The following is a 22,241-nucleotide window of genomic DNA, read 5'->3' on the forward strand; positions in this document are numbered from 1 at the left end:
CAAATTCGACGCAACCGGATAGAGTGCGATTTCGCGAGGCGGCTGAGGAAATCGCCTTGCGATCAATATCTTAGTGAAGACTTGAACAGGCGGCGGCAGTGCCGCCTGTTGCGGGCTTGAGAGGGTGAATGGCGGCGATAGAAGGAATCCGGTCCGAGCAGCCGCGCGCATCCGTGCTGTCGATCGCCAGCATTGTCGCCTCCATGGCCTGTGTCGGCATCGGCAATGGCATGATGTTCGCCTATGTGCCTTTCCTTTTGGCGAAGGGCGACAGCCCGCCCTGGGTGGCCGGTGCTGCGGTCACGGCCCTTGCCTTTGGTGGTCTCGCCGGTTGCGTCGTTGCCGGACCGATGATCCGCAGGGTCGGCCATGCACGGGCGTTTTCCTGCTCGATGGCGCTGGTTCTGCTGTCGGCCTTTTTGATCGCGCTCGGCTTCCATCCACTGCTCTGGGTTTTTGCGCGCGGCGTCTATGGTGCGGCGGGCAATATCAATTTCATCATCTCGCTCAGCTGGCTCAACCATGCCAGCGCCAACAGCTGGCGCGGCAAGGCGATGTCGGTGTTCTACATGGTCTATGTCATTGCCATTGGCGCTGGCGCCTGGCTGTTCGGCCAGATCCCGGCGGATGGCAATCTGGCGCCGCTGCTCACCATCTTCTTCACCACCATGGCGATCCTGCCGATCGGCCTGACCCGCCTGCCCAATCCGCCGCCGCCAGCCAAAGTCAGCGTCGATGTGCCGATGGTCTGGCGCAATTCCCCCGTCGCCTTCGTCGGCGTTCTTGCTGCCGGTGGGCTATCCATGGCCGTGCAGGGCTTTACCCCGATCTATGCCGCCGCCAATTCGGTCAGCCAGGGCGATGTGGCACTGTTGATGCTGGTCATGCAGTTCGGGCTGATCTTCATCCAGTATCCGATGGGCGTGCTGTCGGACCGGATCGACCGGCGCATCGTGCTGATCCTCGTCTGCCTGCTGATTGCCGCCGCCGCCCTCGTGGCGCTCTCCGTCTCGTTTGCCAACCTGATCCTGCTGATGCTGGTCTTCGCCGTTTTTGCCGGTGCCGTCGAAACCGTCTATTCGATTGCCAATGCCCATGCCAACGATCGCACCGCACCCGCCGATTTCGTGCCGCTCGCCTCGACGCTTCTGATGTGCTGGTCGATCGCTGCCACGATCATCCCTCTGTCGATCACGCTGCTGACACCGGTCTTCGGCCCAAACACCTTCATCTATGCGGCCATGGGCACGGCGCTTGCTTATGCGGCCTTCGTCGCCGTGCGGCTCAAGTTCCGTGAAACGGTGCCGCCGCACCTGCGCGAAAATTTCGAGATGAAGAGCGCCCAGATGCCGAATGCCGGTGCGATGGTCGAGGGCGATCCGGTTGCGGGCGATATCCGGCAATTATAGTGAACAAAGCCTGCATTTCCTGCTTTGCGGCGATTGATACCGCTGCTATATGCGGCGCATGAGCACAACACCTTCAAAGACGCCCCTGTCGCACATCCGCAATTTCTCGATCGTGGCCCATATCGACCATGGCAAGTCGACGCTGGCTGACCGGTTGATCCAGTCGACCGGCGGCCTTGCCGCACGCGAAATGTCGGAGCAGGTTCTCGACTCGATGGATATCGAGAAGGAGCGAGGCATCACCATCAAGGCGCAGACCGTGCGCCTGCATTACGTCGCCAACAATGGCGAGACCTATGTCCTCAACCTGATCGACACCCCCGGCCATGTCGACTTCGCCTATGAAGTCTCGCGCTCGCTGTCGGCCTGCGAAGGCTCGCTGCTGGTGGTGGATGCGTCGCAGGGCGTTGAAGCCCAGACGCTCGCCAACGTCTATCAGGCGATCGACAACAATCACGAGATCGTCACCGTTCTCAACAAGATCGACCTGCCGGCCGCCGAACCCGACCGTATCCGCGAGCAGATCGAGGAAGTCATCGGCATCGACGCCTCCCAGGCCGTGCTGATCTCGGCCAAGACCGGCTTCGGCATTCCCGAGGTGCTGGAAGCGATCGTCCACCAGTTGCCGGCGCCGAAGAGCGAGGAAGGCGAGAATGGCCCGTTGAAGGCGTTGCTCGTCGATAGCTGGTACGACGCCTATCTCGGCGTCATCGTTCTCGTGCGCGTGCTCGACGGCACGCTGAAGCGCGGCATGACGGTGCGGATGATGGGTGCGGACGCCAAATATCAGGTGGAGCGCGTCGGCGTCATCACGCCAAAGATGGTCAATGTCGAGGCGCTCGGCCCTGGCGAGATCGGCTTCATCACCGCCTCGATCAAGGAAGTGGCCGACACCCGCGTCGGCGACACCATCACCGAGGACAAGCGCCAGACGGCCAAGATGCTGCCGGGCTTCAAGCCGGCCCAGCCGGTGGTGTTCTGCGGTCTCTTCCCGGTCGATGCCGCCGATTTCGAGGATCTGCGCTCCGCCATGGGCAAGCTGCGCCTCAACGACGCCTCCTTCTCGTTCGAGATGGAATCGTCTGCAGCGCTCGGCTTCGGTTTCCGTTGCGGCTTCCTTGGCTTGCTGCATCTCGAAATCATTCAGGAACGCCTCGAGCGCGAGTTCGATCTCGACCTGATCGCCACCGCTCCGTCGGTCGTCTACAAGCTGTTCATGAACGACGGCACGGAGCGCGAGCTGCACAATCCGGCCGATATGCCGGATGTGGTCAAGGTTGCCGAAATCCACGAGCCGTGGATCCGCGCGACGATCCTGACGCCTGACGACTATCTCGGCGGCATTCTGAAGCTGTGCCAGGACCGGCGCGGCCTGCAGATCGAGCTTACCTATGTGGGCAAGCGCGCCATGTTGACCTATGACCTGCCGCTCAACGAAGTCGTGTTCGATTTCTACGACCGGCTGAAGTCGATCTCGAAGGGCTATGCCTCGTTCGATTATCACCTGACCGATCACCGCGAAGGCCATCTGGTCAAGCTGTCGGTGCTGGTCAATGGCGAGCCTGTCGATGCCCTGTCGATGATGGTGCACCGCATGGCTGCCGAACGGCGCGGCCGCGACATGTGCGAAAAGCTCAAGGACCTGATCCCCAAGCACATGTTCAAGATCCCGATCCAGGCCGCCATCGGCGGCAACGTCATCGCCCGCGAAACCATCTCGGCACTGCGCAAGGACGTGACGGCAAAATGCTACGGCGGCGACGCCTCGCGCAAGCGCAAGCTGCTCGACAAGCAGAAGGCCGGCAAGAAGCGCATGCGCCAGTTCGGCAAGGTGGATATTCCGCAGGAAGCGTTCATCGCAGCGCTGAAGATGAGCGACGAGTAAGGTCTTTCCTTCCATCGGGCATGCGCATATATTCGGCGCATGCACGATGGAGAAAACCATGTCTCAGCCCGCCCGTAAATCTGCCAATCTGTCCCTCGACAGCGACCTCGTCTCGCAGGCGCGCGATCTCAAGATCAATTTGTCGCGTGCGGCCGAGGATGGCATCGGGCGTGCCGTTAAGGCCGAGCAGGAACGCCTGTGGCGGCTGGAAAATGCCGAGGCGATCCGTCTGGAGAATGACTATGTCGCGAAGCATGGTTTGCCGTTGGCGAAATATCGCCAATTCTGATGGCCAGATTCCGGGTCTACCGGCTGAAGTCAGAATCCGTCTTGGCCATTGATATTCAAACCAATATGCTGGACGATCTGCCCTCCAGAGTGATGGTGCCTCTCTATCTGGTCGGGGACATGTCCTGGTCGATCTCCCGGCTCAATCCCCGTTTTCGGATCAACGGGGAGCTTTATGTCATGGCGACGCAGCGTATGGCGGCGCTTCCTGTTTCCGAAATCGGAGAGACCGTGGCCGACCTCACCGGTCATGCGGACGCCATTACCGCAGCGACGGATTTTCTGTTCCAGGGGTTTTAGGCGGATGCCGTTCGTTCGGCAAATTCCTGAATCAGCCCCCCAAAGGCTTCCATCGGCGGAAATGTCTCGTAGGAGTGCATGGCCGATGTTGCCACCCAGGGCAGTTTCTCGCTGGTGAATGTCTCGACGAAAGGGGCAACACCGCTTGTGTCGTCCAGCATGGTCGAGCGCAGATTGACGAACCAGTCCATGCCTTCGGGGCGGGTGAACATCCAGGTCAGGCAATGCGGGCAAAAATAGTGACGGGTAGCGCCGTGCAGGCCGCCGATCACCGGTTCGCCGGCGATGACTTCAAAACCCTCGGCCGGGATGGCGGCGCTGAGCGAAAAGGCGCTGGAGGACATTTTCTGGCAGCCGGTGCAGTGGCAGGCCATGGTGATGATCGGCGCTGCGCTGATCTTCAGCCGCACCTGGCCGCATCGGCAGCCGCCTTCCTGGGGGACATTCAGTCGGTTCATGATTCGCTCCTCCGATTTTGCCGATGAACCTAGCGGAGAAGCCTCTGATGTCCAGTGTTTCCGATGGGGCTAAGCGAGGGCACATCCTGGACGATATGCGTCGCTCGTTAGCCGGCTCAGTCTGAAGCGCAGGGCCAGCCCGCCGGGGTCGTCAATCCTTCCGGCAGCTTGGTTTCCTTGTCGCCGCAAGCCAGATCGACCTGGGCCTGGACGAGGCCCTTGGCTGCGGAAAGATCCAGCCCCTCGATATGGGTCAGGAACAGGAAAGCCTGGTCGAAATCCAGGGGGCCTTCGAAGGTCGCGCCGCTGAGATTGGCGCGCGACAGGTTGGCAAGCGCGAAGCGCGTGCCGGTAAGCACGGCACCCTTGAACAGGACGCGGCCGACCTCCGCCTTTTCGAAATTGGCTCCGGTCAGATCGGCGCCGCTGAAATCGGCGCGCTGCAGTTCGGCGCCGGCAAACGAAGCGCCGTTGGCGGCAATATTGGCAAAGCTTGAGCGATAGGCCTCGACGCGGGCGAAATTGGCTTTTTCAGCCTTGGCTCCGGCCAGCCATGCGCGCACCAGATTGGCCTTTTCGAGGTTGGCCGATGTCAGGTTCGAACCGCTCAGATCGGTCAACGAAAAATCGGTGCCGGAGAGGTTGGCGCCTTCGAGTTCGCTGGAGGGTAGCATCAGGTTCTTCTTGGTGCATTCGCTCCAGTCGAGCCCCGGCTCCGGCGTGCTGCCGCAATAGGCGGCCATTGCGGGGGCAGTGGTCGCCAGAGACGCTAAGACCGTCAGAACACCGATGGCAAGAGGGCGGTATTTGGCGGTGGAACCATGGTTCGGCACCGAATGCTCGGCTTGTCCGTCGAAAAGGTTCTTTATCCGCATATTCTGCTCCTCAGCTTCAAGCTTGCCCCGGTCGCAAGCTCCTCCTGCGCTCTATACGATGTCACGCAGTGTAATAGATAGGATCATTGGCTCCGACGGCAAATGCCGGACCGCGTTTATCTGTCATGCGCTGACGCCCGCCAAGCGGTGGGTACCATGGTCAACATATTCGGCGGGCTGGATCGTGGCGACCCAGGCACGCGCCAACGCCAATCCGGCAGCATCTGACTGCCCGGCATGGCGTGCGGCATGTTCCGGATAATGTTGCAGCCAGTCCGGATCGATGCGGTTGATCACCGTTTCAAAGGTCCGGTTCCAGCCCTCGACGACGGGTGTCCCCGCCTCGAAATGAAACTGCATGCCGTAAGCGGCGCGGCCGATCCGGAAGGCCTGATTGGTGACAGTCGGGTTTGTGGCCAGATGCACGGCGCCGGGTGGGATCGTAAAGCTGTCGGAATGCCATTCGAAGCTTTTGAATGCAGGGCCTGCGGCGCTGAGCACCGGATCGCGTTCGCCTTCCGCCGTCAGCGTGACCTCGTGCCAGCCAAATTCCCGCGTTCTGCCGAGAAGATTGTCGCCGCCGTGTGCGCGGGCCAAAAGCTGGCTGCCGAGGCAGATGCCAAGCACCGATTTGCCGGCATCGGCAAAGGCACGCATCAATCGGGCAAGCTCCGGCAGGTAGGGATGGATATGGTCATCGACCGCACTCTGCTCGCCGCCAAGTACGACAAGGGCATCATGCCCATCAATGTCGCCGGACAGGGCTTGTCCGGTGAACGGCTGGCGCGGGTCGATCTGGGCGCCTGCTTCCTGCAACGCCACCCCAACCTGTCCAAGGTCGGAATGCGCCATGTTTTCAACCACCAGAACCCGCATCCTGTCTCCGTCGGCTCGCCGTTTCGATCAGGTTGACCATGCCGCGTGCCCGCTTTCAAGAGGGTTGCGGGCTGATTTCGCCGCTGGCGCGGCTGGCTGAATGACCGGAAAGCCTTGACCTTTTTGCCTGAAAGTAGCATTGGACCGCCTTGGTCGCGTTCCTTGAAACGCCAGACAGCGGAAAAACCATGAGTAAAGTGACATCCTCTGCCCCCTCGCAGCGCATGCTGAGGGTCGGCGAACAGGTACGTGCAGGCCTGACACAGGTGCTGCAACGTGGCGAAGTGCGCGATTCCTTGCTTGAGACGACAGTGATTTCGATTTCCGAAGTCCGCATGTCGACCGACCTGCGCGTCGCCACGGCCTTCGTGACACCGCTCGGCGTTGCCGATCACTCCAATGTCATCGAAGCGCTGAACCGTCATGCCAAATACATTCGTGGCCGTTTGACCCCGCATATCCGGCAGCTGAAATACATGCCGGAAGTCCGCTTCAAGGACGATACCAGCTTCGACAACTACAAGAAGATCGACCAGCTGCTGCGGTCGCCGGAAGTTATGCGCGATCTGAAGGACGAAGACGGCGAGCAGTGATGGCAAAGCATATCACTCTGGACGAACTCAACAGCTGGACGTTCGAACAGCGCCAGACATTCTATCGCAACGGTCTGGCACGCTTCGACAATGCCGATTCTGTCCGCCTCGTGGAAATGATAGTCGCCTCCGGCCTGCCGTTTCGCCACGGCAAGGACATCGCCCATGGTGACCGCGAGATGAAGGCACTCGAAGCCATCGTCTCTTCGCCCTATAATGAAAAGCTGCTATTGGAGGCCGCCGCATCCGGAAAACCGCCGCTGGGCGCCATCGAGCCCTTGCTGGTCGAAGGTCTCGGCGAGGACTATAGCGCCGGCAATGGGGCGACCATTGCCGCCGGATATTTGATCGCACGCCGTCTCTATGCCCTTGGCTTTGAAAAGGGCAACAGCCAGAAAATGCCCGATGGCAGCGTTGCCAAGACTGCCGCGACGTTCCGCAAAAAAAGAGCTTGAAGCATGTCAAAACCCCGTAAGCCCAAGGGCCGGCCGATTTCCGGCTGGCTGATCCTCGACAAACCGCTGGATTTCGGCTCGACCGAGGCCGTATCGAAGATCAAGTGGCTGTTCAAGGCGCAGAAGGCCGGGCATGCCGGTACGCTCGATCCTTTGGCGTCGGGCATGCTGCCGATCGCGCTGGGCGATGCGACCAAGACCGTTCCCTATGTCATGGACGGCCGCAAGATCTATGAATTCGCCGTCGCCTGGGGCGAAGAGCGCTCGACCGACGATCTCGAAGGCGAGGTGACGCAATCTTCCGATACCCGCCCGTCCGAAGAAGACATTCGCGCGCTTCTGCCGGCATATACCGGCGTCATCAGCCAGGTGCCGCCGCAGTTTTCGGCGATCAAGATCGATGGCAACCGCGCCTACGATCTGGCCCGCGAAGGCGAGACCGTCGATATTCCGGCCCGCGAAGTCGAAGTCTTCCGCCTGTCGCTGCTTGGGTGCACGCCAAACCTGGCACATTTCGAGATCGAATGCGGCAAGGGCACCTATGTGCGCTCGCTGGCCCGTGATTTCGGCCGTGATCTCGGCTGCTTCGGTCACATCGCTTCGCTGCGCCGCAGCTTCGTGGCGCCGTTTGCCGAGGAAGCCATGGTGCCGCTGGCCGAGCTGGTGGCGCTGGAAAAGATCGAAAGCGACGAGGAACGGCTGGAAGCGCTCGATGCTTTCCTGATCGATACTGGCGAAGCCCTGTCGAACCTGCCGCATATCGCCATTTCCGAGGACCAGGCCCATCGCCTGAAAATGGGCAATCCAATCATCCTGCGCGGCCGCGATGCCCCAACGTCCGAACCGGAGGCCTATGCGACCTCGCGGGGCAAGCTGGTTGCCATCGGCGAAATCGGCGAAGGCGAATTCCGGCCGAAGCGCGTCTTCGTCACCGCTTGATCCTCCGGTAGATCCTCATAAATTTCGGCGCATGGCATCGGTTGCCTTCCGGAAACCGCTGGCGCATGTTCCGGACCTGTATTCTGGATTCGCAAAACTCCTTCGGGCGTGGCCCGCGTGCAACGTGAATCGAAATCGGGCTGTTGCCGATGTTCGGCTATGGAATTTGGGTGATGGACGCTTGAGCGACGGACTGGACAGAGAAGGTGCGCCGCGTGCTCCCTGGAGAGCGCTCTTGCGTTCGCGACTGAGACGTCCACTGTCATTCTATCTGACGGTGCTTTTGCTCGTCGCCATTATTCCCTCCTTCGTGTTTTCGATGATCATTCTGAAACGCAGCACCGATGAGCAGGAGCGCGTGGTCACAGCGCTGCTCAAGGCCTCGACCGGCTCGGTCACGCGCGTGGTGGAGCGCGAGATCGATAGTATGCTGACCACGCTGAAGGTCATGTCCACGGCGAGCACGAACGACAACAAGAATCTTCGGCAATTCTACGAGCGCGCCCGCTCATCGCTTGCGGGAACGGATTCGAACCTGCTGGTGATCGACCGCGCCCACAATCAGCTTTTCAATACGCGGGTACCGTTTGGAACCCCGCTGGCGAAAGCATCCGACCCGACCTCCATCGACCAGGCATTCGAAAATGGCGGTCCGTTCGTCTCGAACGTCTTCTATGGTCAGACAGCGAAACGATGGGTGTTCAACGTCTACCTTCCGATCACCACCCCGCTCGGCAATGGCGACTACCTGCTGACCCTGACCCAGAATGCCGAGAATATGCTCAAGGCGGTCAACCGGGACGTCTTGTCGCCCGGCTGGGATGCGGCATTGCTGGACGGAGCTGGCAAGGTGATTGCATCGTCCGATCCGAAGCTGGCGGTCGGCAAGCCGTTTTTCATGGAGATCGTGCCGGCATTGCGTGTCGGCGTCGGCGACGCAGTGAATGATGGTGTGGAATACAGGACGGTCACCGAATTTTCCGTGCTCACCGGCTGGAAGATCATTGCCTGGGCGAAAAGTGCGGATGTCGATGCGCCTGCGCTCTGGTCCTATCTTTGGCTGTCGCTGGGCGGGCTTATCTTTGCCGGTATAGCAATCGCCGGATCGGCGACCATTGCACGGCTTCTGGCGCAAGGCGTCAAAATGCTGGCTCGCGACGCGCACCTCTTGGGAGCGGGTAGGCCGATTGCGGCACGCAGGCACATGATCGCCGAAATCGAAACCGTATCGGCGGCTTTGGCAGAAGCGGCGCAAGCGCGCCGAAAGGCGGAAAACGAGATCCGCTTCCTGATGCGCGAGGTGGCGCACCGCTCGAAAAACCAGCTCACCGTCATCCAGTCGATGCTCAACCAATCGCTCAACGCAGCGGAAAGCCGGGCGGATTTCGCCGAAACGTTCCGCAAGCGCATCGCCGGCCTTGCCCGCTCGACCGATCTGATGATTGCCAATGCCGCGCAGGGCGTCGATTTCCGCGAGCTGGCGCAAAACCAGCTGCAGCCGTTTACGCCAGATGATCCGGAGAGGGTTCATCTGTCAGGGCCACCGGTTCGGCTGGATGCGCAAGTGTCGCAGACACTCGGCATGGCCTTGCACGAACTTGCCACCAACGCCACCAAGTATGGAGCGCTTGCCAACGCGAGCGGTGTGATCGACCTGCAATGGTCGGTTTCCGATGGCACGTTCCTGTTCGTCTGGAGAGAAAAGGGCGCCGACATTGCTCCTCCCGAGGGCGGCAGCGTGCGCAAGGGGTTTGGCACCATGGTGCTGGAGCGCATGCTCGGCATGGCGCTGGATGCCAAGTTGGAGCGGATCATGCACGACGACGGGATCGAATGGCGCGTTAAAATCCCGGACGAAAAGCTGAGCGCCAATCTCTCGGTTTCGCCATAGGGTGTTTGCGGATGCCCTGGTTTGTCGTGGAGGGGATATGCTTCTAAATATCATCAGGACAGCGCTCGTTGTCGTCGCGGTATCGTCAGGCGATCCGGCCGCCGCTTTGGCCGCCGGCTGTGTCGTCGCGGACCCGACCGGAACGCCCCTTAACGTGCGGTCCGCGCCGCAAGGCCGCGTCTTTTCCGTTCTGCGCAACGGTGCTGCCGTGGTCATTGTCGACGAGCGGACGCTTGCCGGCAAACGGTGGGCCAAGGTGACTGCGCCGGACGGCACGCTCGGCTGGGTGTTTGCCAGCTACCTCGATTGTACGATGGCCGAGGACGACACGAAATCCGCCCCGATGAAGCCGCGTACGCCGCCGCAATGACGGCATGTCGAGCGATTGCGCCACCTTTATCCGCCCTCTTTCTTTTTAATGCCGGATGGTTTATAGGCAGCGCCAGCATCAGACCCCGCTCTCTGCGGACTTTTGCCTTCACGGCCGCAGCTAGACGACATCCCGGCTGCTGGCGACCTGAAATCCTAAACATTGAAAGGATGACACGATGTCGATCACTGCAGAGCGCAAGGCTGCGCTTATCAAGGAATACGCAACCGTCGAAGGCGACACCGGTTCCCCGGAAGTCCAGGTTGCAATCCTCACCGAGCGGATCAACAACCTGACCGAACACTTCAAGGGTCACAAGAAGGACAACCACTCGCGTCGTGGCCTTCTGGCAATGGTTTCCACTCGCCGTTCGCTTCTTGACTATGTCAAGGGCAAGGAAGAGGCACGGTACACCAAGCTGATTACTGCTCTCGGCATTCGCCGCTAAGCCTTACACCGGCGGGACCTTTCAACAAGGGCCCGCCGGTTTGTTTTTTGCGGGGGAGTACACCCCGCGTTTACGCTTCCAAAAATGCCGAAACGGCGCGGTTGGAAGCGGACACCCCAGCAGACCGGATGGGCCGGCTCTGCGGAACCAACCGATGACCTGTCATGGGGCAGGATTGCAGGATGCTTCGGCGCTTGCGCGTTTTCCACGCACCCGGAGCGTCATGCTTTGAGGGAACGGAACGAGCGCCAGCCAATTTTGGAAGCCTCCCGTTGTCTTGCCCGTGATGTGTCATATCAGCGAAAACAACTGCCGCCCGCGCCACACTGGCTGCGGCGCGGCATTGCCGCACACGAAGGACAAAACATGTTCGATACCCACACAGTCGAAATTGAATGGGCAGGCCGCCCGCTCAAGCTCGAAACCGGCAAGATCGCCCGTCAGGCTGACGGCGCAGTTCTCGCCACCTACGGCGAAACCGTCGTTCTCGCCACCGTCGTTTCGGCCAAGTCGCCGAAGCCGGGCCAGGATTTCTTCCCGCTGACCGTCAACTACCAGGAAAAGACCTACGCAGCCGGCAAGATCCCCGGCGGCTATTTCAAGCGCGAAGGCCGTCCGTCGGAAAAGGAAACACTGGTTTCCCGCCTGATCGACCGCCCGATCCGCCCGCTGTTTCCTGATGGCTACAAGAACGACACCCAGGTTGTCGTCACCGTCATGCAGCACGACCTCGAAAACGATCCGGACGTCCTGTCGATGGTTGCGGCCTCTGCTGCCCTGACGATCTCCGGCGTTCCTTTCATGGGCCCGGTCGGCGGCGCACGCGTTGGCTACATCAACGGCCAGTACGTTCTGAACCCGCATCTCGACGAAATGCCTGAGTCGATCCTCGACCTCGTCGTTGCCGGCACCCAGGACGCCGTCCTGATGGTCGAATCGGAAGCCAAGGAACTCAACGAAGAGATCATGCTCGGCGCCGTCATGTTCGGCCACAAGGGCTTCCAGCCGGTCATCGACGCGATCATCAAGCTCGCTGAAGTGGCTGCCAAGGAACCGCGCGATTTCACGCCGGAAGATCATTCCGAACTCGAAGCCGAAATGCTCGGCATCGCCGAAGCCGAACTGCGTGTTGCCTACAAGAACACCCAGAAGGCTGAACGCTACGCTGCCGTCGACGCCGTCAAGGCAAAGGTGAAGGCCCATTTCTTCCCGGAAGGTGCTGAGCCGAAGTACACGAACGAAGTCATCGGCGCAGTGTTCAAGCACCTGCAGGCCAAGATCGTTCGCTGGAACATTCTCGACACCAAGAGCCGTATAGACGGCCGCGATCTGGACACCGTCCGCAAGATCGTCTCCGAAGTCGGCATCCTGCCGCGCACCCATGGTTCGGCGCTGTTCACCCGCGGCGAAACGCAGGCGATTGTTGTTGCCACGCTCGGCACCGGCGAAGACGAACAGTACGTCGATAGCCTGACCGGCATGTACAAGGAAAAGTTCCTGCTGCACTACAACTTCCCGCCCTACTCGGTCGGCGAAACAGGCCGCATGGGCTCCCCGGGCCGCCGCGAGATCGGCCACGGCAAGCTCGCATGGCGCGCTATCCGTCCGATGCTGCCGGCTGCGGACCAGTTCCCCTACACGCTGCGCGTCGTTTCCGAAATCACCGAGTCGAACGGCTCGTCCTCGATGGCAACCGTCTGCGGCACCTCGCTCGCACTGATGGATGCCGGCGTTCCCCTGGCCAAGCCGGTTGCCGGTATCGCCATGGGCCTGATCCTCGAAGGTGAACGCTTCGCCGTTCTCTCCGATATCCTCGGCGACGAAGATCACCTCGGCGACATGGACTTCAAGGTCGCCGGCACTGCCGACGGCATCACCTCGCTGCAGATGGACATCAAGATCGCCGGTATCACCGAAGAGATCATGAAGGTCGCGCTCGAGCAGGCACAGGGCGGCCGCAAGCACATCCTCGGCGAGATGGCCAACGCCATCACCGAAGGCCGCTCGCAGCTCGGCGAATTCGCACCGCGCATCGAAGTGATGAACATCCCGGTCGACAAGATCCGTGAAGTCATCGGTTCGGGCGGCAAGGTCATCCGCGAAATCGTCGAAAAGACCGGCGCCAAGATCAACATCGAAGACGATGGCACGATCAAGATCGCTTCGTCCTCCGCCAAGGAAATCGAAGCGGCCCGCAAGTGGATCCACTCGATCGTTGCAGAACCGGAAGTCGGCCAGATCTACGAAGGCACGGTCGTCAAGACCGCCGACTTCGGCGCTTTCGTCAACTTCTTCGGTCCGCGTGATGGCCTCGTGCACATCTCGCAGCTCGCTTCCGACCGTGTTGCCAAGACCTCCGACGTCGTCAAGGAAGGCGACAAGGTCTGGGTCAAGCTGATGGGCTTCGATGAGCGCGGCAAGGTTCGCCTCTCCATGAAGGTTGTCGACCAGGCAACCGGCAAGGAAGTCGCCAGGGGCGAAGGCGAAGCCGCTGAATAAGCGTTCGACCGTTTAATCGACTACGGGCGCGGAGCGGATCGTTCCGCGCCCTTTCTTATTTCCCCTGAGAGCCGTCCGAGCCGGGCAATCTCTCATTCCCTTTGTTACCGTTTGTCATTTTCGGGAAATCGCTTTCCATCTTCCCTGACAAGCCCGAGGACCTCGACCATGAGCCGCGACACGCTGAAGACCCTTTTCCATCCTTTCGAAACCGGCGTTGTTCCGGCACCCGGCGAAGGCGAGCGTGTGCTGTTCCTGGGAGCCGAGGCTGGCTACCGGCTGCCGGCAGAATTCTTTGGCACGATTGCCGCCGTGCAGGCGTCAAAGCCGCTCTACAAGGCTCTGGAGGCCGCCAAGGCGTCCGTGTCCCCAGTTGTCGAGGGTGAAGACTATGACGCGGCCTTGATCCTCTGCGGCAAGCACAAGGGCGAGAACGAAGACCGGATCGCCGAAGCGCTGAAGCGCGTCAAGGTCGGCGGCCTGATCGTTGTCGCCGGCGGCAAGGACGACGGCATCCAATCGTTGCGCAAGCGCGTCAACCAGCTCGGCTGGGGTGGCGACAGCCTGCCGAAATATCACGGCATCGCCTTCTGGTTCGGCCGTCCGGAAGACGCCACCGACGTCATCGCCAAATTTTCAAAGAAGCCGGCTCGTGTCGAGGGCCGCTTCGATGCAGCACCGGGCATGTTTTCGCATGAGCGGATCGACGCCGGCTCCGAACTGCTGGCCTCGCGCCTTCCAGACGACTTCAAGGGTCACGCCGCCGATTTCGGCGCCGGTTGGGGCTATCTGTCGGTCATGCTGGCCGAGAAGGCACCGGGACTTAAGGGCATCGACCTGTTCGAGGCCGATTATCATTCGCTGGAAGCCGCACGGGCAAACCTGAAGGCCAATTGCCCGAACGTGCCGACACGTTTCTTCTGGCAGGACCTGACGTCTGAAGAAACCCGCGACAAGTACGACCTGATCGTCATGAATCCGCCGTTCCACGAGACGCAGGCTGCCGACCCGGCGCTGGGCGCTGCGATGATCAAGGCGGCCGCGAAGGCGCTGAAGATTGGCGGACGGCTGATGCTGGTTGCCAATCGCGGCCTGCCCTATGAGACGGTCATGCCCGAAACCTTCAAGGAATGGGGCGAAACCTGCCGCAATGCGCGCTTCAAGGTGCTCTGGGGCAAGCGCTGAACCGCTTGCTTTTGCAATTGCTTTATTGACGAAACGGGTACACGCTGAGGCTCTCGCAGCCACGCGCCTATGTTGAGGCTTAAATGGAGTGTGCCTATGACTTCTAGCGCTGGGTACCGCCCGCCCGTTACCGAGGGCGTCGCTGAGGCGATGGTAAAGGATATCAAGAGCATCGAAGGCAAGGGCGCAACATCCGAGGTGCCCCTGGCCTTTCAGACCGGCGCGCGTGCGCCGATCGATCCAGTCGTTTTGGGCAATACCCGCAAGCAGATGACGATGTTCGCCATCTTTGCTGTCGGGGTCCTCGCCGTTCTGCTCGCGGTCTGGTGGGCCGCCTGAGCCTTTAGGCAGCCTCGATTTCCTTGCGGGCGCAGCTGGCAAGAAAAGCCGAACGTGTCAGCCCGCGTTCGCGGGCAGCCATGTCGATGGCATCCAGCATGCCCTTTTCGAAGGTGACATTGGCACGCACGATACGGGTGCTATCCTCGATGAAGGGAACGCGCATAAGGAAAGCGCCTGATGCTAGTTCCTTGCGAATATCCTCCTGGCGCATGATTTCGTCATGCGAGGAGGGGTCGGGCAGCGCCTGATCCTCAGCCCATAACCGGATTGCCTCGACCGCGTTTGCAGTCAAATCCTCTTCCTGATCGGCAGCAGAGAAAACGCCCGGCAGGTCCGGAAACGTGACGCCATAGCACTCTGACTATGCCGCGAGCTCCCCCCTCTGTCACTTCGTGACATCTCCCCCTCAAGGGGGGAGATTGGCCGCTGGCTCTGTCCACTATTAGGGAAAAGAATGATCTCCCCCCTTGAGGGGGAGATGTCACGAAGTGACAGAGGGGGGCGGCCGTCAGGCACCCAGCGAAATTAGCTCTTCATAGCCCGCTCAAACAGCCGTGACAGCCGCTCGGCAAAGGCGCGCGGGTCCTGTGGCTTGTCACCGTCGAGGACGCGGGCCTGGTCGAGCAGGAGTTGTACGGCGTCGGTGCGGAATTCGTTGCTACCGCCGGCGGCCAGTGCCGAGATCAGGCCGTGGCCTGGATTGATCTCAAGCACCGGCTTGGCAATCAAGTCGAGCCTACCGGAACCCTGCAGCAGCTTTTCCAGCTGGCGGTCATAGCCCTGCTCAGGCGCAACAAGGCAGACGGCGCTTTCCGTCAGGCGGTCGGACGCCCGCACATCCGATACCGCATCGCCGAGTGTCGTCTTGGCAAAGGCGATGAAATCGGTGACGGCTTCGGATGTTTCCGGCGTTACCGGTGTTTCGCCGTCGGCTGTTGGAACCTGCGTCAGATCGGCCGCCCCTTGGGTGATCGACTTGAACGGCTTGCCTTCGAAATCGGGCGCAGCGGTGACCCAGAAACTGTCGACGGAATCGGTCAGCAGCAAGACCTCGATCCCGCGGGCGCGAAAACCTTCGAGCTGCGGCGAGGCCTTCAGCCGGTCGAGATTGTCGCCCGTCAGGTAATAGATCGCCGCCTGCGCGTCCTTCATGTCCTTGACGTAGTCGGCAAGCGACCGGGTCGCCTCGTCGGACGTGGTGGTGCGGAAGCGCGATAGCGCGATCAGCTGTTCGCGGCGCTCGAAATCGTCGTAGATGCCTTCCTTGAGCACGGCGCCAAAGGCGTCCCAGAGCTTGGCAAAGGCGTCCGTGTCGCTGTCGGCCATCTTCTCGATGGCAGTCAGCACGCGGTTGGTCAGGCCCTTGCGGATGGCGGCAAGGATCGGGCTTTCCTGGATCATCTCGCGCGAGACATTGAGCGGCAGGTCGGATGTATCGACCAGGCCACGCACGAAGCGCAGGTAGCGCGGCAGCAGCTCTGCATCGTCGGTGATAAAGACGCGCTTGACGTAGAGCTTCATGCGGCCCTTGGCCGAAGGATCGAACATGTCGATCGGCTTTGATTCCGGGACAAACGCAAGTCCGGTATATTCATGCCGGCCTTCGGCACGGAAATGCACGGTCAAAGCCGGCTCGTCGTACTGGCCGGAAACGCCGCGATAGAAATCGGCGTATTCTTCCTTGCTGATCTCGTTGCGGGATTTCGTCCACAGAGCGGTGCCATCGCCGATGCGCTCGGCGTCCGCGCCGGGTTTCTCGATCAGGTCGATCGGCACAGGAACATGGCCGGACTGGTCCTTGACGATCTTCTGGACGCTCCATTTGGAGGTATAGCTCTTGGCGTCGTCCATCAGATGCATGGTGATGCGGGTACCGCGCGCGGGCGCGTCCGTCAGATCGGCCTCGGATACCGTGTAGCTGCCCTTGCCGTCGGACGACCAGACAAAGGCGTGGGCGCTGCCGGCAAGGCGCGAGACGACATCGACCTTGTCTGCGATCATGAAGGCGGAATAGAAGCCGACGCCGAACTGGCCGATCAACTGGGCGCCTTCGCCGGCCTTGGCCGCCTCGACGCGTTCCATGAAGGCGCGGGTGCCGGAACGGGCGATAGTGCCGAGCGCCTCGATCATGTCGTCACGGCTCATGCCGATACCGTTGTCTTCGACGATGAGCGTGTTGTTGTCCGCATCGAGCGTCAGGGTGATGCGCGGTGTCGGATCGTCAGTGAGCAGTTCGGGCGCGCTGATGGCTTCGTATCGCAATTTCTCGCAGGCATCGGCGGCGTTGGAGATCAGCTCGCGCAGGAACACGTCCTTGTCGGAATAGACCGAGTGCACCATGAGATGCAGCAGGCGTGCGACATCGGCTTCGAAGACGTGATTTTCGACGGGTTTTTCAGCGGCATTGCTCATGCGTATCTGTCCTCAACGTGTATCTGGATGGTTTGCGCGCTCTGAACTGGCAAGTGCAGGTGCAAAATTCAAGAGGCACGGAAAGGGGCGGCGGTCCGGATGTTACTCCGTGTCCGCCGTGCGCAAGGCATCGATGGCCGGCATCGAGGTGATGTTGTAGCCGGAGTCCACATAATGGATTTCGCCGGTGACGCCACTTGAGAGGTCGGAGAGAAGGTAGAGCGCCGAGTTGCCGACATCCTCGATGGTGACGGTGCGGCGGAGCGGCGCATTTTTCTGCTGCCAGGAGAGCATGGCGCGGGCATCGGAAATGCCGGCGCCAGCCAGCGTGCGGATCGGGCCGGCGGAGATGGCGTTGACGCGGATGCCGCGCGGGCCGTAGTCGCCAGCAAGATAGCGGACGGACGCTTCCAGGGCAGCTTTCGCAACGCCCATGACGTTGTAGTTCGGCATGATGCGGGTGGAGCCGCCATAGGTCAGCGTCAGCATCGCGCCGCCTTCGTTCATCAGGCCTGCGGCGCGCTTGGCGATCTCCGTGAAGGAGAAGCAGGAGATCACCATGGTGCGCGAAAAGTTTTCACGCGAGGTGTCGGCGTAAAGGCCCTTCAGTTCGTTCTTGTCGGAAAAGCCGATGGCGTGCACGATGAAATCGAGCTTGCCCCACTTCTCCTTGATCGTATCGATGGTCGCATCCACCGAAGCAATGTCCTCGACATCGCAGGGGATGACGAAATCGGAGCCGAGTTCGGCGGCGAGCGGCTTGACACGCTTGCCGAGCGCTTCGCCCTGGTAGGTGAAAGCGAGTTCAGCGCCCTGGCCAGCCAGCTTCTGCGCAATGCCCCATGCGATGGAGTGGCTGTTGGCGACCCCCATGATGAGGCCGCGCTTTCCGTTCATGATACCGGTCATGGATTTATCCGTTATGGCGCTGGAAAACGAGCGTGGCATTGGTGCCGCCGAAGCCGAAGGAGTTCGACAGGACGGTATCGATCTTGGCATTGTCGATGCGCTTGCGCACGATCGGCACGCCGTCGAATTCCGGGTCGAGTTCGGTGATATGGGCGCTTTCGCCGATGAAGCCGGCCTGCATCATCAACAGGCCGTAGATCGATTCCTGCACGCCGGCAGCGCCGAGCGAATGGCCGGTCAGCGACTTGGTCGACTGGATATGCGGGATCTTGTTGCCGAAGACTTCGCGGATGGCGCCGATTTCCTTCGAATCGCCGACCGGCGTCGAGGTCCCGTGCGTGTTGACGTAATCGACTTCACCCTTCACCGTTGCCAGTGCCTGGCGCATGCAGCGGATAGCACCTTCGCCAGACGGAGCCACCATGTCGTAGCCGTCCGAAGTCGCGCCGTAGCCGGTGATTTCGGCATAGATCTTGGCGCCGCGGGCCTTGGCATGTTCCAGCTCTTCCAGAACCAGAACGCCGGCACCACCAGCGATGACGAAGCCATCGCGGGAGACGTCATAGGCGCGCGAAGCGGTCGAAGGCGTGTCGTTGTACTTGGATGACATCGCGCCCATCGCGTCGAAAAGGTTCGACATGGTCCAGTCGAGGTCTTCGTGGCCGCCGGCGAACATGACGTCCTGCTTGCCCCACTGGATCATTTCCATGGCATTGCCGATGCAATGTGCCGAGGTCGAGCAGGCCGACGAGATCGAGTAGTTGACGCCGTGGATCTTGAACCAGGTGGCAAGCGTCGCAGATGCTGTCGAGGACATCGCCTTCGGCACGGCAAACGGGCCGATGCGCTTGGGGCTGTTGTTCTTCAGGGTGATTTCAGCCGCTTCGATCAGCGTACGGGTGGACGGACCGCCCGAACCCATGATGATACCGGTGCGCTCGTTGCCGCCGATATCCTTGTCTTCAAGGCCGCTGTCGGCAATCGCCTGCTTCATCGCGACGTGGTTCCACATGCCGCCCTGCGACAGGAAGCGTGCGGCGCGGCGATCGACGAGATCGGTCGTGTCGAGATTGGGCGCACCCCAGACCTGGCACTTGAAGCCGTGTTCGGCAAAATCGTTCGAAAACGAAATGCCGGATTTTGCTTCACGCAGCGACGTGGTGACTTCCTGCGCATCGTTTCCGATCGAGGAAACAATGCCCAGACCCGTAACAACAACCCGTCTCATGTGGATGACCTCTTCTATAATCTAGCTGAGTGCGGCTATGCCGCGGTTCAGGCAGCTTTTTCTTTCGACAGGCCGACGCGAAGGTCGGACGCCTGATAGATGGTTTCGCCATCGGCCTTCAGCCAGCCATCGGCCGTGCCGAGCACAAGGCGGCCGCGCATGACGCGCTTGAAGTCGATGCCATATTCCAGGAGCTTGGTTTCCGGGCGGATCATGCCCTTGAACTTCACTTCGCCGGTGGAAAGCGCCATGCCGCGGCCGGGTTCGCCGAGCCAGCCGAGGAAGAAGCCCGTCAGCTGCCACATGCCATCAAGGCCGAGGCAGCCCGGCATGATCGGATTGCCCTGGAAGTGGCATGGGAAATACCAGTCATCGGGACGCACGTCATATTCGGCCCGGATGTAGCCCTTGTCGAATGCGCCACCGGTTTCGGAGATGTCGGTGATACGGTGAACCATCAGCATCGGGGGCAGTGGCAGCTGGGCGTTGCCCGGGCCAAACAGTTCGCCGCGACCGCATTTCAGGATCTCTTCATAATTGAAGCTGGATTGTCTGGTCGTCATGAACTGTGGTTTCCCCGCTACATCCGTTTTTGGTTGACTTGGTTTAGAGCAAGATGGGTGCGAATTGAAGCTCCGGTATGACCCAAGCGCGTCGTTTCGCATATTCCTGTCCGGCCAAGCACAAGGCCTAATTCCGCCGTCGCATACATGATGGCTGCTGCAACAGCCAGAGATAATTGCCTTTTGCCCCAAGAACCAGGCGGTTTTTACCGCCTGGATGCCTTGAGGGAGCTTGCTTACTATTGAAAGCATTCTCGGCAAAAGTTATATCGGCTCTGTAAGTGTGTTCTGCAATAGCTTGGAAATCTGGATCTGTCCGTATGACGACTGCCATCGAGATCTGTTCGGAAGAACGCCTGCGCCGCTCCGGCCTCAGGCCGACGCGCCAGCGTATGGCGCTTGCCGACCTGATCTTTGCCAAGGGCGATCGCCATCTGACGGTCGAGGAACTGCATGAAGAAGCCGTGACGGCCGGTGTTCCGGTGTCGCTGGCGACGGTCTACAACACGCTGCACCAGTTCACCGAGGCCGGTATGATCCGTGTTCTGGCCGTGGAAAGCGCCAAGACCTATTTCGACACCAACGTGTCCGATCATCACCATTTCTTCGTCGAAGGCCATAACGAGGTCCTCGATATTCCGGTCAGCAGCCTGACGATCGGCAATCTGCCCGAGCCGCCCGAGGGCATGGAAATTGCCCATGTGGATGTCATCATCCGTTTACGCCCCAAGCGCGGCTAAGCCTTCTTTTGATATTGTGTCATCGACGACGTTCTACATTACGTCGTCGGGATGACGGCCTGGCCTGGTGTCTCCGGTTGGCAGCGTCCAGCCGTATTTCAACGCGCCGCCGCGCACCGCAAAGGCGGTCAGCACGCCAAGGCTTGAGGCGATCAGTAGCGGAGCACCGAACCAGGTTGCACCGGTGAAGACACCTGCGCCGACAAGCGCCGCCGTCACATAGATTTCCGGACGCAGCAGCACCGACGGTTCGCCCGCAAGCAGGTCGCGCAGGATACCGCCAAAGGTCGCCGTCAACATGCCGGTGACAAGCGCAACGATGGGGGATCCCGTCGCAGCCAGCCCCTTGGCAGCTCCCATGACGCTATAGGCAGCAAGCCCTATGGCATCGAGCCAGACGAGGAATTTGTAGCGCGATTCCATCATATGGGCCGAGAAGAACACCAGAAGGCCCATGCTGCCGCAGACGAGCAGATAGATCGGATTGGTCACCCAGAAGACCGGCGTCGCACCAAGGATGACGTCGCGCAACGTGCCGCCGCCGATGCCGGTGACCGAGGCGAGGAAGATGTAGCCGATGATATCCAGCTGTTTGCGCGAGGCCGACAGCGCCCCGGTCGCGGCGAAAACCGCCACCCCCGCATAGTCGAGAATTTCCAGGATCGGCATTTTTCCCCCCGCCAGAAAATCGAGCCCGTCAAAAAATCGAGAAGGACCACAACCGCGCCTTCGCGTCAACGGCAGGTCTTGAAGCAGATATCATTGCCTATTGCGGAAAGAGAACGTGTGTGCGGCCGCTAATGAAATAGGCGACCAGTCCCGTCCATTCGCGCATCGCCGTTGTCGTCAGCTGCGCGTTCAAGGAAGGCTGGCTGAAATCGGGGCCAAGGGTCGCTTCGCCGCTGGTGCGATAATCCACCGGCCATGGCGTCACGGCAATGCCGAGCTTGCGGAACAGTCCGACGGAGCGCGGCATGTGGAAGGCCGAGGTGATGAGGGCGCAGTTCGACAACCCGTTCGCTTCCAGCAGCTGCTTCGTATTGGCCGCATTCTCGAAGGTGGTGCGTGACTGGTCTTCGCGGATCAGCCGTTCCGGGGCAATGCCGAAGGTCGAGAAGAATGTCTCGGATGTGTGCGCGTCGCCGTCATATTTCCCGCTGAACGAGCCGTCGCCGCCCGAGACCAGAATTCGCGCCGACGGGTGGGACTGGGCGATCTTCAGCCCCTCGACGAACCGGTCCGCCGCCTGGTTGAGCTCGATGCCGCCCCGCTTGGCAATCACCTCGCTTTCGAACGCTCCACCAAGGATGATGATGCAGGAGAGATCAGCCGGCAGGCCTGCGGGCTTTGCGATGCGGTTTTCCAGCACCTGAAGCGCAACGGCACCGGTGCTGGTGAAGAGGGTGAGGAAAAGCAGGGTAACGGCAAGGCCGGACAGAAACCGGTACAGCCGCCGGAAGCCGGCGGCAGCGAGAAGGAAGCTCATGACCAGGAGAATGAAGACCAGCGACAGGGGCTGGGCAAGCAGCCAGAACAGTTTTGATGCGAGAAACATGGTGCCTGTTACCGTCTCTTC

General features: G+C 60.8%; 23 protein-coding genes and 1 pseudogene. 14 read left to right on the forward strand and 10 right to left on the reverse strand.

Annotated elements, in window-relative coordinates; all coding sequences use genetic code 11:
* Positions 1 to 128 precede the first annotated feature (128 nt).
* The 4 genes from ACP7E6_RS16825 to ACP7E6_RS16840 are packed head-to-tail and all read left to right on the forward strand — an operon-like array spanning position 129 to position 3,882.
* The gene (locus ACP7E6_RS16825) at positions 129 to 1,409 is read left to right on the forward strand and encodes an MFS transporter (RefSeq protein ID WP_426230899.1); all 1,281 of its coding nucleotides are present in this window, start codon (positions 129 to 131) and stop codon (positions 1,407 to 1,409) included.
* A gap of 49 nt (positions 1,410 to 1,458) precedes the next feature.
* Positions 1,459 to 3,294, forward strand: coding sequence for a translation elongation factor 4 (gene lepA, locus ACP7E6_RS16830; protein WP_426124900.1), 1,836 nt, complete (start codon positions 1,459 to 1,461; stop codon positions 3,292 to 3,294).
* Between the two features lie 58 nt (positions 3,295 to 3,352).
* On the forward strand, positions 3,353 to 3,583 hold the full coding sequence (locus ACP7E6_RS16835; RefSeq protein ID WP_426231177.1) for a type II toxin-antitoxin system CcdA family antitoxin: 231 nt from the start codon (positions 3,353 to 3,355) through the stop codon (positions 3,581 to 3,583).
* Positions 3,583 to 3,882 (forward strand): CcdB family protein, encoded by a 300-nt coding sequence (locus ACP7E6_RS16840; protein WP_426230900.1) that lies wholly within the window; start codon positions 3,583 to 3,585, stop codon positions 3,880 to 3,882. Before ACP7E6_RS16835 ends, ACP7E6_RS16840 begins: the two co-directional genes overlap by 1 nt.
* Here ACP7E6_RS16840 and ACP7E6_RS16845 read toward each other — a convergent pair.
* From ACP7E6_RS16845 to ACP7E6_RS16855, 3 genes are all read right to left on the reverse strand, one after another.
* Positions 3,879 to 4,340 (reverse strand): GFA family protein, encoded by a 462-nt coding sequence (locus ACP7E6_RS16845; protein WP_426230901.1) that lies wholly within the window; start codon positions 4,338 to 4,340, stop codon positions 3,879 to 3,881. The two genes, ACP7E6_RS16840 and ACP7E6_RS16845, sit on opposite strands and share 4 nt — an antisense overlap.
* A gap of 116 nt (positions 4,341 to 4,456) precedes the next feature.
* On the reverse strand, positions 4,457 to 5,215 hold the full coding sequence (locus tag ACP7E6_RS16850) for a pentapeptide repeat-containing protein (protein WP_426230902.1): 759 nt from the start codon (positions 5,213 to 5,215) through the stop codon (positions 4,457 to 4,459).
* A 123-nt stretch (positions 5,216 to 5,338) separates the two neighbouring features.
* Complete coding sequence (locus tag ACP7E6_RS16855) at positions 5,339 to 6,091, reverse strand: type 1 glutamine amidotransferase (RefSeq protein ID WP_426230903.1); 753 nt, start codon at positions 6,089 to 6,091, stop codon at positions 5,339 to 5,341.
* 188 nt (positions 6,092 to 6,279) lie between these two features.
* Here ACP7E6_RS16855 and rbfA point away from each other — a divergent pair, with 188 nt between their 5' ends.
* The 9 genes from rbfA (at position 6,280) to ACP7E6_RS16900 (ending at position 14,810) form a co-directional block, all read left to right on the forward strand.
* The gene (gene rbfA / locus ACP7E6_RS16860) at positions 6,280 to 6,684 is read left to right on the forward strand and encodes a 30S ribosome-binding factor RbfA (RefSeq protein WP_113245463.1); all 405 of its coding nucleotides are present in this window, start codon (positions 6,280 to 6,282) and stop codon (positions 6,682 to 6,684) included.
* Positions 6,684 to 7,139 carry a hypothetical protein gene (locus ACP7E6_RS16865; RefSeq protein WP_426230904.1) on the forward strand — a complete coding sequence of 152 codons (456 nt, stop codon included), beginning with the start codon at positions 6,684 to 6,686 and terminating at the stop codon, positions 7,137 to 7,139. The genes rbfA and ACP7E6_RS16865 overlap by 1 nt, the downstream gene beginning before the upstream one ends.
* Positions 7,140 to 7,142: 3 nt before the next feature.
* Positions 7,143 to 8,078 carry a tRNA pseudouridine(55) synthase TruB gene (truB, locus tag ACP7E6_RS16870; protein WP_426230905.1) on the forward strand — a complete coding sequence of 312 codons (936 nt, stop codon included), beginning with the start codon at positions 7,143 to 7,145 and terminating at the stop codon, positions 8,076 to 8,078.
* A 181-nt stretch (positions 8,079 to 8,259) separates the two neighbouring features.
* Positions 8,260 to 9,969: a sensor histidine kinase gene (locus ACP7E6_RS16875; RefSeq protein WP_426230906.1), complete on the forward strand. Its 1,710-nt coding sequence runs from the start codon at positions 8,260 to 8,262 to the stop codon at positions 9,967 to 9,969.
* A 37-nt stretch (positions 9,970 to 10,006) separates the two neighbouring features.
* The gene (locus ACP7E6_RS16880) at positions 10,007 to 10,339 is read left to right on the forward strand and encodes an SH3 domain-containing protein (protein ID WP_426230907.1); all 333 of its coding nucleotides are present in this window, start codon (positions 10,007 to 10,009) and stop codon (positions 10,337 to 10,339) included.
* 178 nt (positions 10,340 to 10,517) lie between these two features.
* Positions 10,518 to 10,787: a 30S ribosomal protein S15 gene (gene rpsO / locus ACP7E6_RS16885; protein WP_060637911.1), complete on the forward strand. Its 270-nt coding sequence runs from the start codon at positions 10,518 to 10,520 to the stop codon at positions 10,785 to 10,787.
* Positions 10,788 to 11,153: 366 nt separating this feature from the next.
* Positions 11,154 to 13,286, forward strand: coding sequence for a polyribonucleotide nucleotidyltransferase (pnp, locus tag ACP7E6_RS16890; RefSeq protein ID WP_426230908.1), 2,133 nt, complete (start codon positions 11,154 to 11,156; stop codon positions 13,284 to 13,286).
* A 168-nt stretch (positions 13,287 to 13,454) separates the two neighbouring features.
* Complete coding sequence (locus ACP7E6_RS16895; protein ID WP_426230909.1) at positions 13,455 to 14,471, forward strand: class I SAM-dependent methyltransferase; 1,017 nt, start codon at positions 13,455 to 13,457, stop codon at positions 14,469 to 14,471.
* A 96-nt stretch (positions 14,472 to 14,567) separates the two neighbouring features.
* Positions 14,568 to 14,810 carry a hypothetical protein gene (locus ACP7E6_RS16900; RefSeq protein WP_426230910.1) on the forward strand — a complete coding sequence of 81 codons (243 nt, stop codon included), beginning with the start codon at positions 14,568 to 14,570 and terminating at the stop codon, positions 14,808 to 14,810.
* Between the two features lie 4 nt (positions 14,811 to 14,814).
* Here ACP7E6_RS16900 and ACP7E6_RS16905 read toward each other — a convergent pair.
* The 5 genes and pseudogenes from ACP7E6_RS16905 to fabA form a co-directional block, all read right to left on the reverse strand.
* Positions 14,815 to 15,165 (reverse strand): annotated as a pseudogene (locus tag ACP7E6_RS16905) (type II toxin-antitoxin system HicB family antitoxin); the annotation flags it as partial.
* A gap of 173 nt (positions 15,166 to 15,338) precedes the next feature.
* The gene (gene htpG / locus ACP7E6_RS16910; RefSeq protein ID WP_426230911.1) at positions 15,339 to 17,225 is read right to left on the reverse strand and encodes a molecular chaperone HtpG; all 1,887 of its coding nucleotides are present in this window, start codon (positions 17,223 to 17,225) and stop codon (positions 15,339 to 15,341) included.
* Positions 17,226 to 17,327: 102 nt separating this feature from the next.
* Positions 17,328 to 18,134 (reverse strand): enoyl-ACP reductase FabI, encoded by an 807-nt coding sequence (fabI, locus tag ACP7E6_RS16915; protein ID WP_426230912.1) that lies wholly within the window; start codon positions 18,132 to 18,134, stop codon positions 17,328 to 17,330.
* A gap of 4 nt (positions 18,135 to 18,138) precedes the next feature.
* Positions 18,139 to 19,362, reverse strand: coding sequence for a beta-ketoacyl-ACP synthase I (gene fabB / locus ACP7E6_RS16920; protein WP_426230913.1), 1,224 nt, complete (start codon positions 19,360 to 19,362; stop codon positions 18,139 to 18,141).
* 47 nt (positions 19,363 to 19,409) lie between these two features.
* On the reverse strand, positions 19,410 to 19,925 hold the full coding sequence (gene fabA / locus ACP7E6_RS16925; protein WP_318415760.1) for a 3-hydroxyacyl-[acyl-carrier-protein] dehydratase FabA: 516 nt from the start codon (positions 19,923 to 19,925) through the stop codon (positions 19,410 to 19,412).
* A gap of 320 nt (positions 19,926 to 20,245) precedes the next feature.
* Here fabA and irrA point away from each other — a divergent pair, with 320 nt between their 5' ends.
* Positions 20,246 to 20,665 (forward strand): iron response transcriptional regulator IrrA, encoded by a 420-nt coding sequence (gene irrA, locus ACP7E6_RS16930; protein WP_060637917.1) that lies wholly within the window; start codon positions 20,246 to 20,248, stop codon positions 20,663 to 20,665.
* A gap of 33 nt (positions 20,666 to 20,698) precedes the next feature.
* Here irrA and ACP7E6_RS16935 read toward each other — a convergent pair whose 3' ends face one another.
* A complete protein-coding gene (locus ACP7E6_RS16935; RefSeq protein WP_426230914.1) occupies positions 20,699 to 21,334 on the reverse strand; it encodes a trimeric intracellular cation channel family protein in 636 nt (211 codons plus the stop codon).
* A 97-nt stretch (positions 21,335 to 21,431) separates the two neighbouring features.
* The gene (locus ACP7E6_RS16940; RefSeq protein ID WP_426230915.1) at positions 21,432 to 22,220 is read right to left on the reverse strand and encodes a YdcF family protein; all 789 of its coding nucleotides are present in this window, start codon (positions 22,218 to 22,220) and stop codon (positions 21,432 to 21,434) included.
* Between the last annotated feature and the right edge of the window lie 21 nt (positions 22,221 to 22,241).

It is taken from the genome of Pararhizobium sp. DWP3-4 (assembly GCF_049898205.1).
GTDB lineage: Bacteria > Pseudomonadota > Alphaproteobacteria > Rhizobiales > Rhizobiaceae > Pararhizobium.

Excerpts from the sequence above, each read along its gene's own strand:
- ACP7E6_RS16825 (WP_426230899.1), top strand. The coding sequence starts at position 129 with ATGGCGGCGATAGAAGGAATCCGGTCCGAGCAGCCGCGCGCATCCGTG.
- lepA (WP_426124900.1), top strand. The coding sequence starts at position 1,459 with ATGCGGCGCATGAGCACAACACCTTCAAAGACGCCCCTGTCGCACATC.
- ACP7E6_RS16835 (WP_426231177.1), top strand. The coding sequence starts at position 3,353 with ATGTCTCAGCCCGCCCGTAAATCTGCCAATCTGTCCCTCGACAGCGAC.
- ACP7E6_RS16840 (WP_426230900.1), top strand. The coding sequence starts at position 3,583 with ATGGCCAGATTCCGGGTCTACCGGCTGAAGTCAGAATCCGTCTTGGCC.
- ACP7E6_RS16845 (WP_426230901.1), bottom strand. The coding sequence starts at position 4,340 with ATGAACCGACTGAATGTCCCCCAGGAAGGCGGCTGCCGATGCGGCCAG.
- ACP7E6_RS16850 (WP_426230902.1), bottom strand. The coding sequence starts at position 5,215 with ATGCGGATAAAGAACCTTTTCGACGGACAAGCCGAGCATTCGGTGCCG.
- ACP7E6_RS16855 (WP_426230903.1), bottom strand. The coding sequence starts at position 6,091 with ATGCGGGTTCTGGTGGTTGAAAACATGGCGCATTCCGACCTTGGACAG.
- rbfA (WP_113245463.1), top strand. The coding sequence starts at position 6,280 with ATGAGTAAAGTGACATCCTCTGCCCCCTCGCAGCGCATGCTGAGGGTC.
- ACP7E6_RS16865 (WP_426230904.1), top strand. The coding sequence starts at position 6,684 with ATGGCAAAGCATATCACTCTGGACGAACTCAACAGCTGGACGTTCGAA.
- truB (WP_426230905.1), top strand. The coding sequence starts at position 7,143 with ATGTCAAAACCCCGTAAGCCCAAGGGCCGGCCGATTTCCGGCTGGCTG.
- ACP7E6_RS16880 (WP_426230907.1), top strand. The coding sequence starts at position 10,007 with ATGCTTCTAAATATCATCAGGACAGCGCTCGTTGTCGTCGCGGTATCG.
- rpsO (WP_060637911.1), top strand. The coding sequence starts at position 10,518 with ATGTCGATCACTGCAGAGCGCAAGGCTGCGCTTATCAAGGAATACGCA.
- pnp (WP_426230908.1), top strand. The coding sequence starts at position 11,154 with ATGTTCGATACCCACACAGTCGAAATTGAATGGGCAGGCCGCCCGCTC.
- ACP7E6_RS16895 (WP_426230909.1), top strand. The coding sequence starts at position 13,455 with ATGAGCCGCGACACGCTGAAGACCCTTTTCCATCCTTTCGAAACCGGC.
- ACP7E6_RS16900 (WP_426230910.1), top strand. The coding sequence starts at position 14,568 with ATGACTTCTAGCGCTGGGTACCGCCCGCCCGTTACCGAGGGCGTCGCT.
- htpG (WP_426230911.1), bottom strand. The coding sequence starts at position 17,225 with ATGAGCAATGCCGCTGAAAAACCCGTCGAAAATCACGTCTTCGAAGCC.
- fabI (WP_426230912.1), bottom strand. The coding sequence starts at position 18,134 with ATGACCGGTATCATGAACGGAAAGCGCGGCCTCATCATGGGGGTCGCC.
- fabB (WP_426230913.1), bottom strand. The coding sequence starts at position 19,362 with ATGAGACGGGTTGTTGTTACGGGTCTGGGCATTGTTTCCTCGATCGGA.
- fabA (WP_318415760.1), bottom strand. The coding sequence starts at position 19,925 with ATGACGACCAGACAATCCAGCTTCAATTATGAAGAGATCCTGAAATGC.
- irrA (WP_060637917.1), top strand. The coding sequence starts at position 20,246 with ATGACGACTGCCATCGAGATCTGTTCGGAAGAACGCCTGCGCCGCTCC.
- ACP7E6_RS16935 (WP_426230914.1), bottom strand. The coding sequence starts at position 21,334 with ATGCCGATCCTGGAAATTCTCGACTATGCGGGGGTGGCGGTTTTCGCC.
- ACP7E6_RS16940 (WP_426230915.1), bottom strand. The coding sequence starts at position 22,220 with ATGTTTCTCGCATCAAAACTGTTCTGGCTGCTTGCCCAGCCCCTGTCG.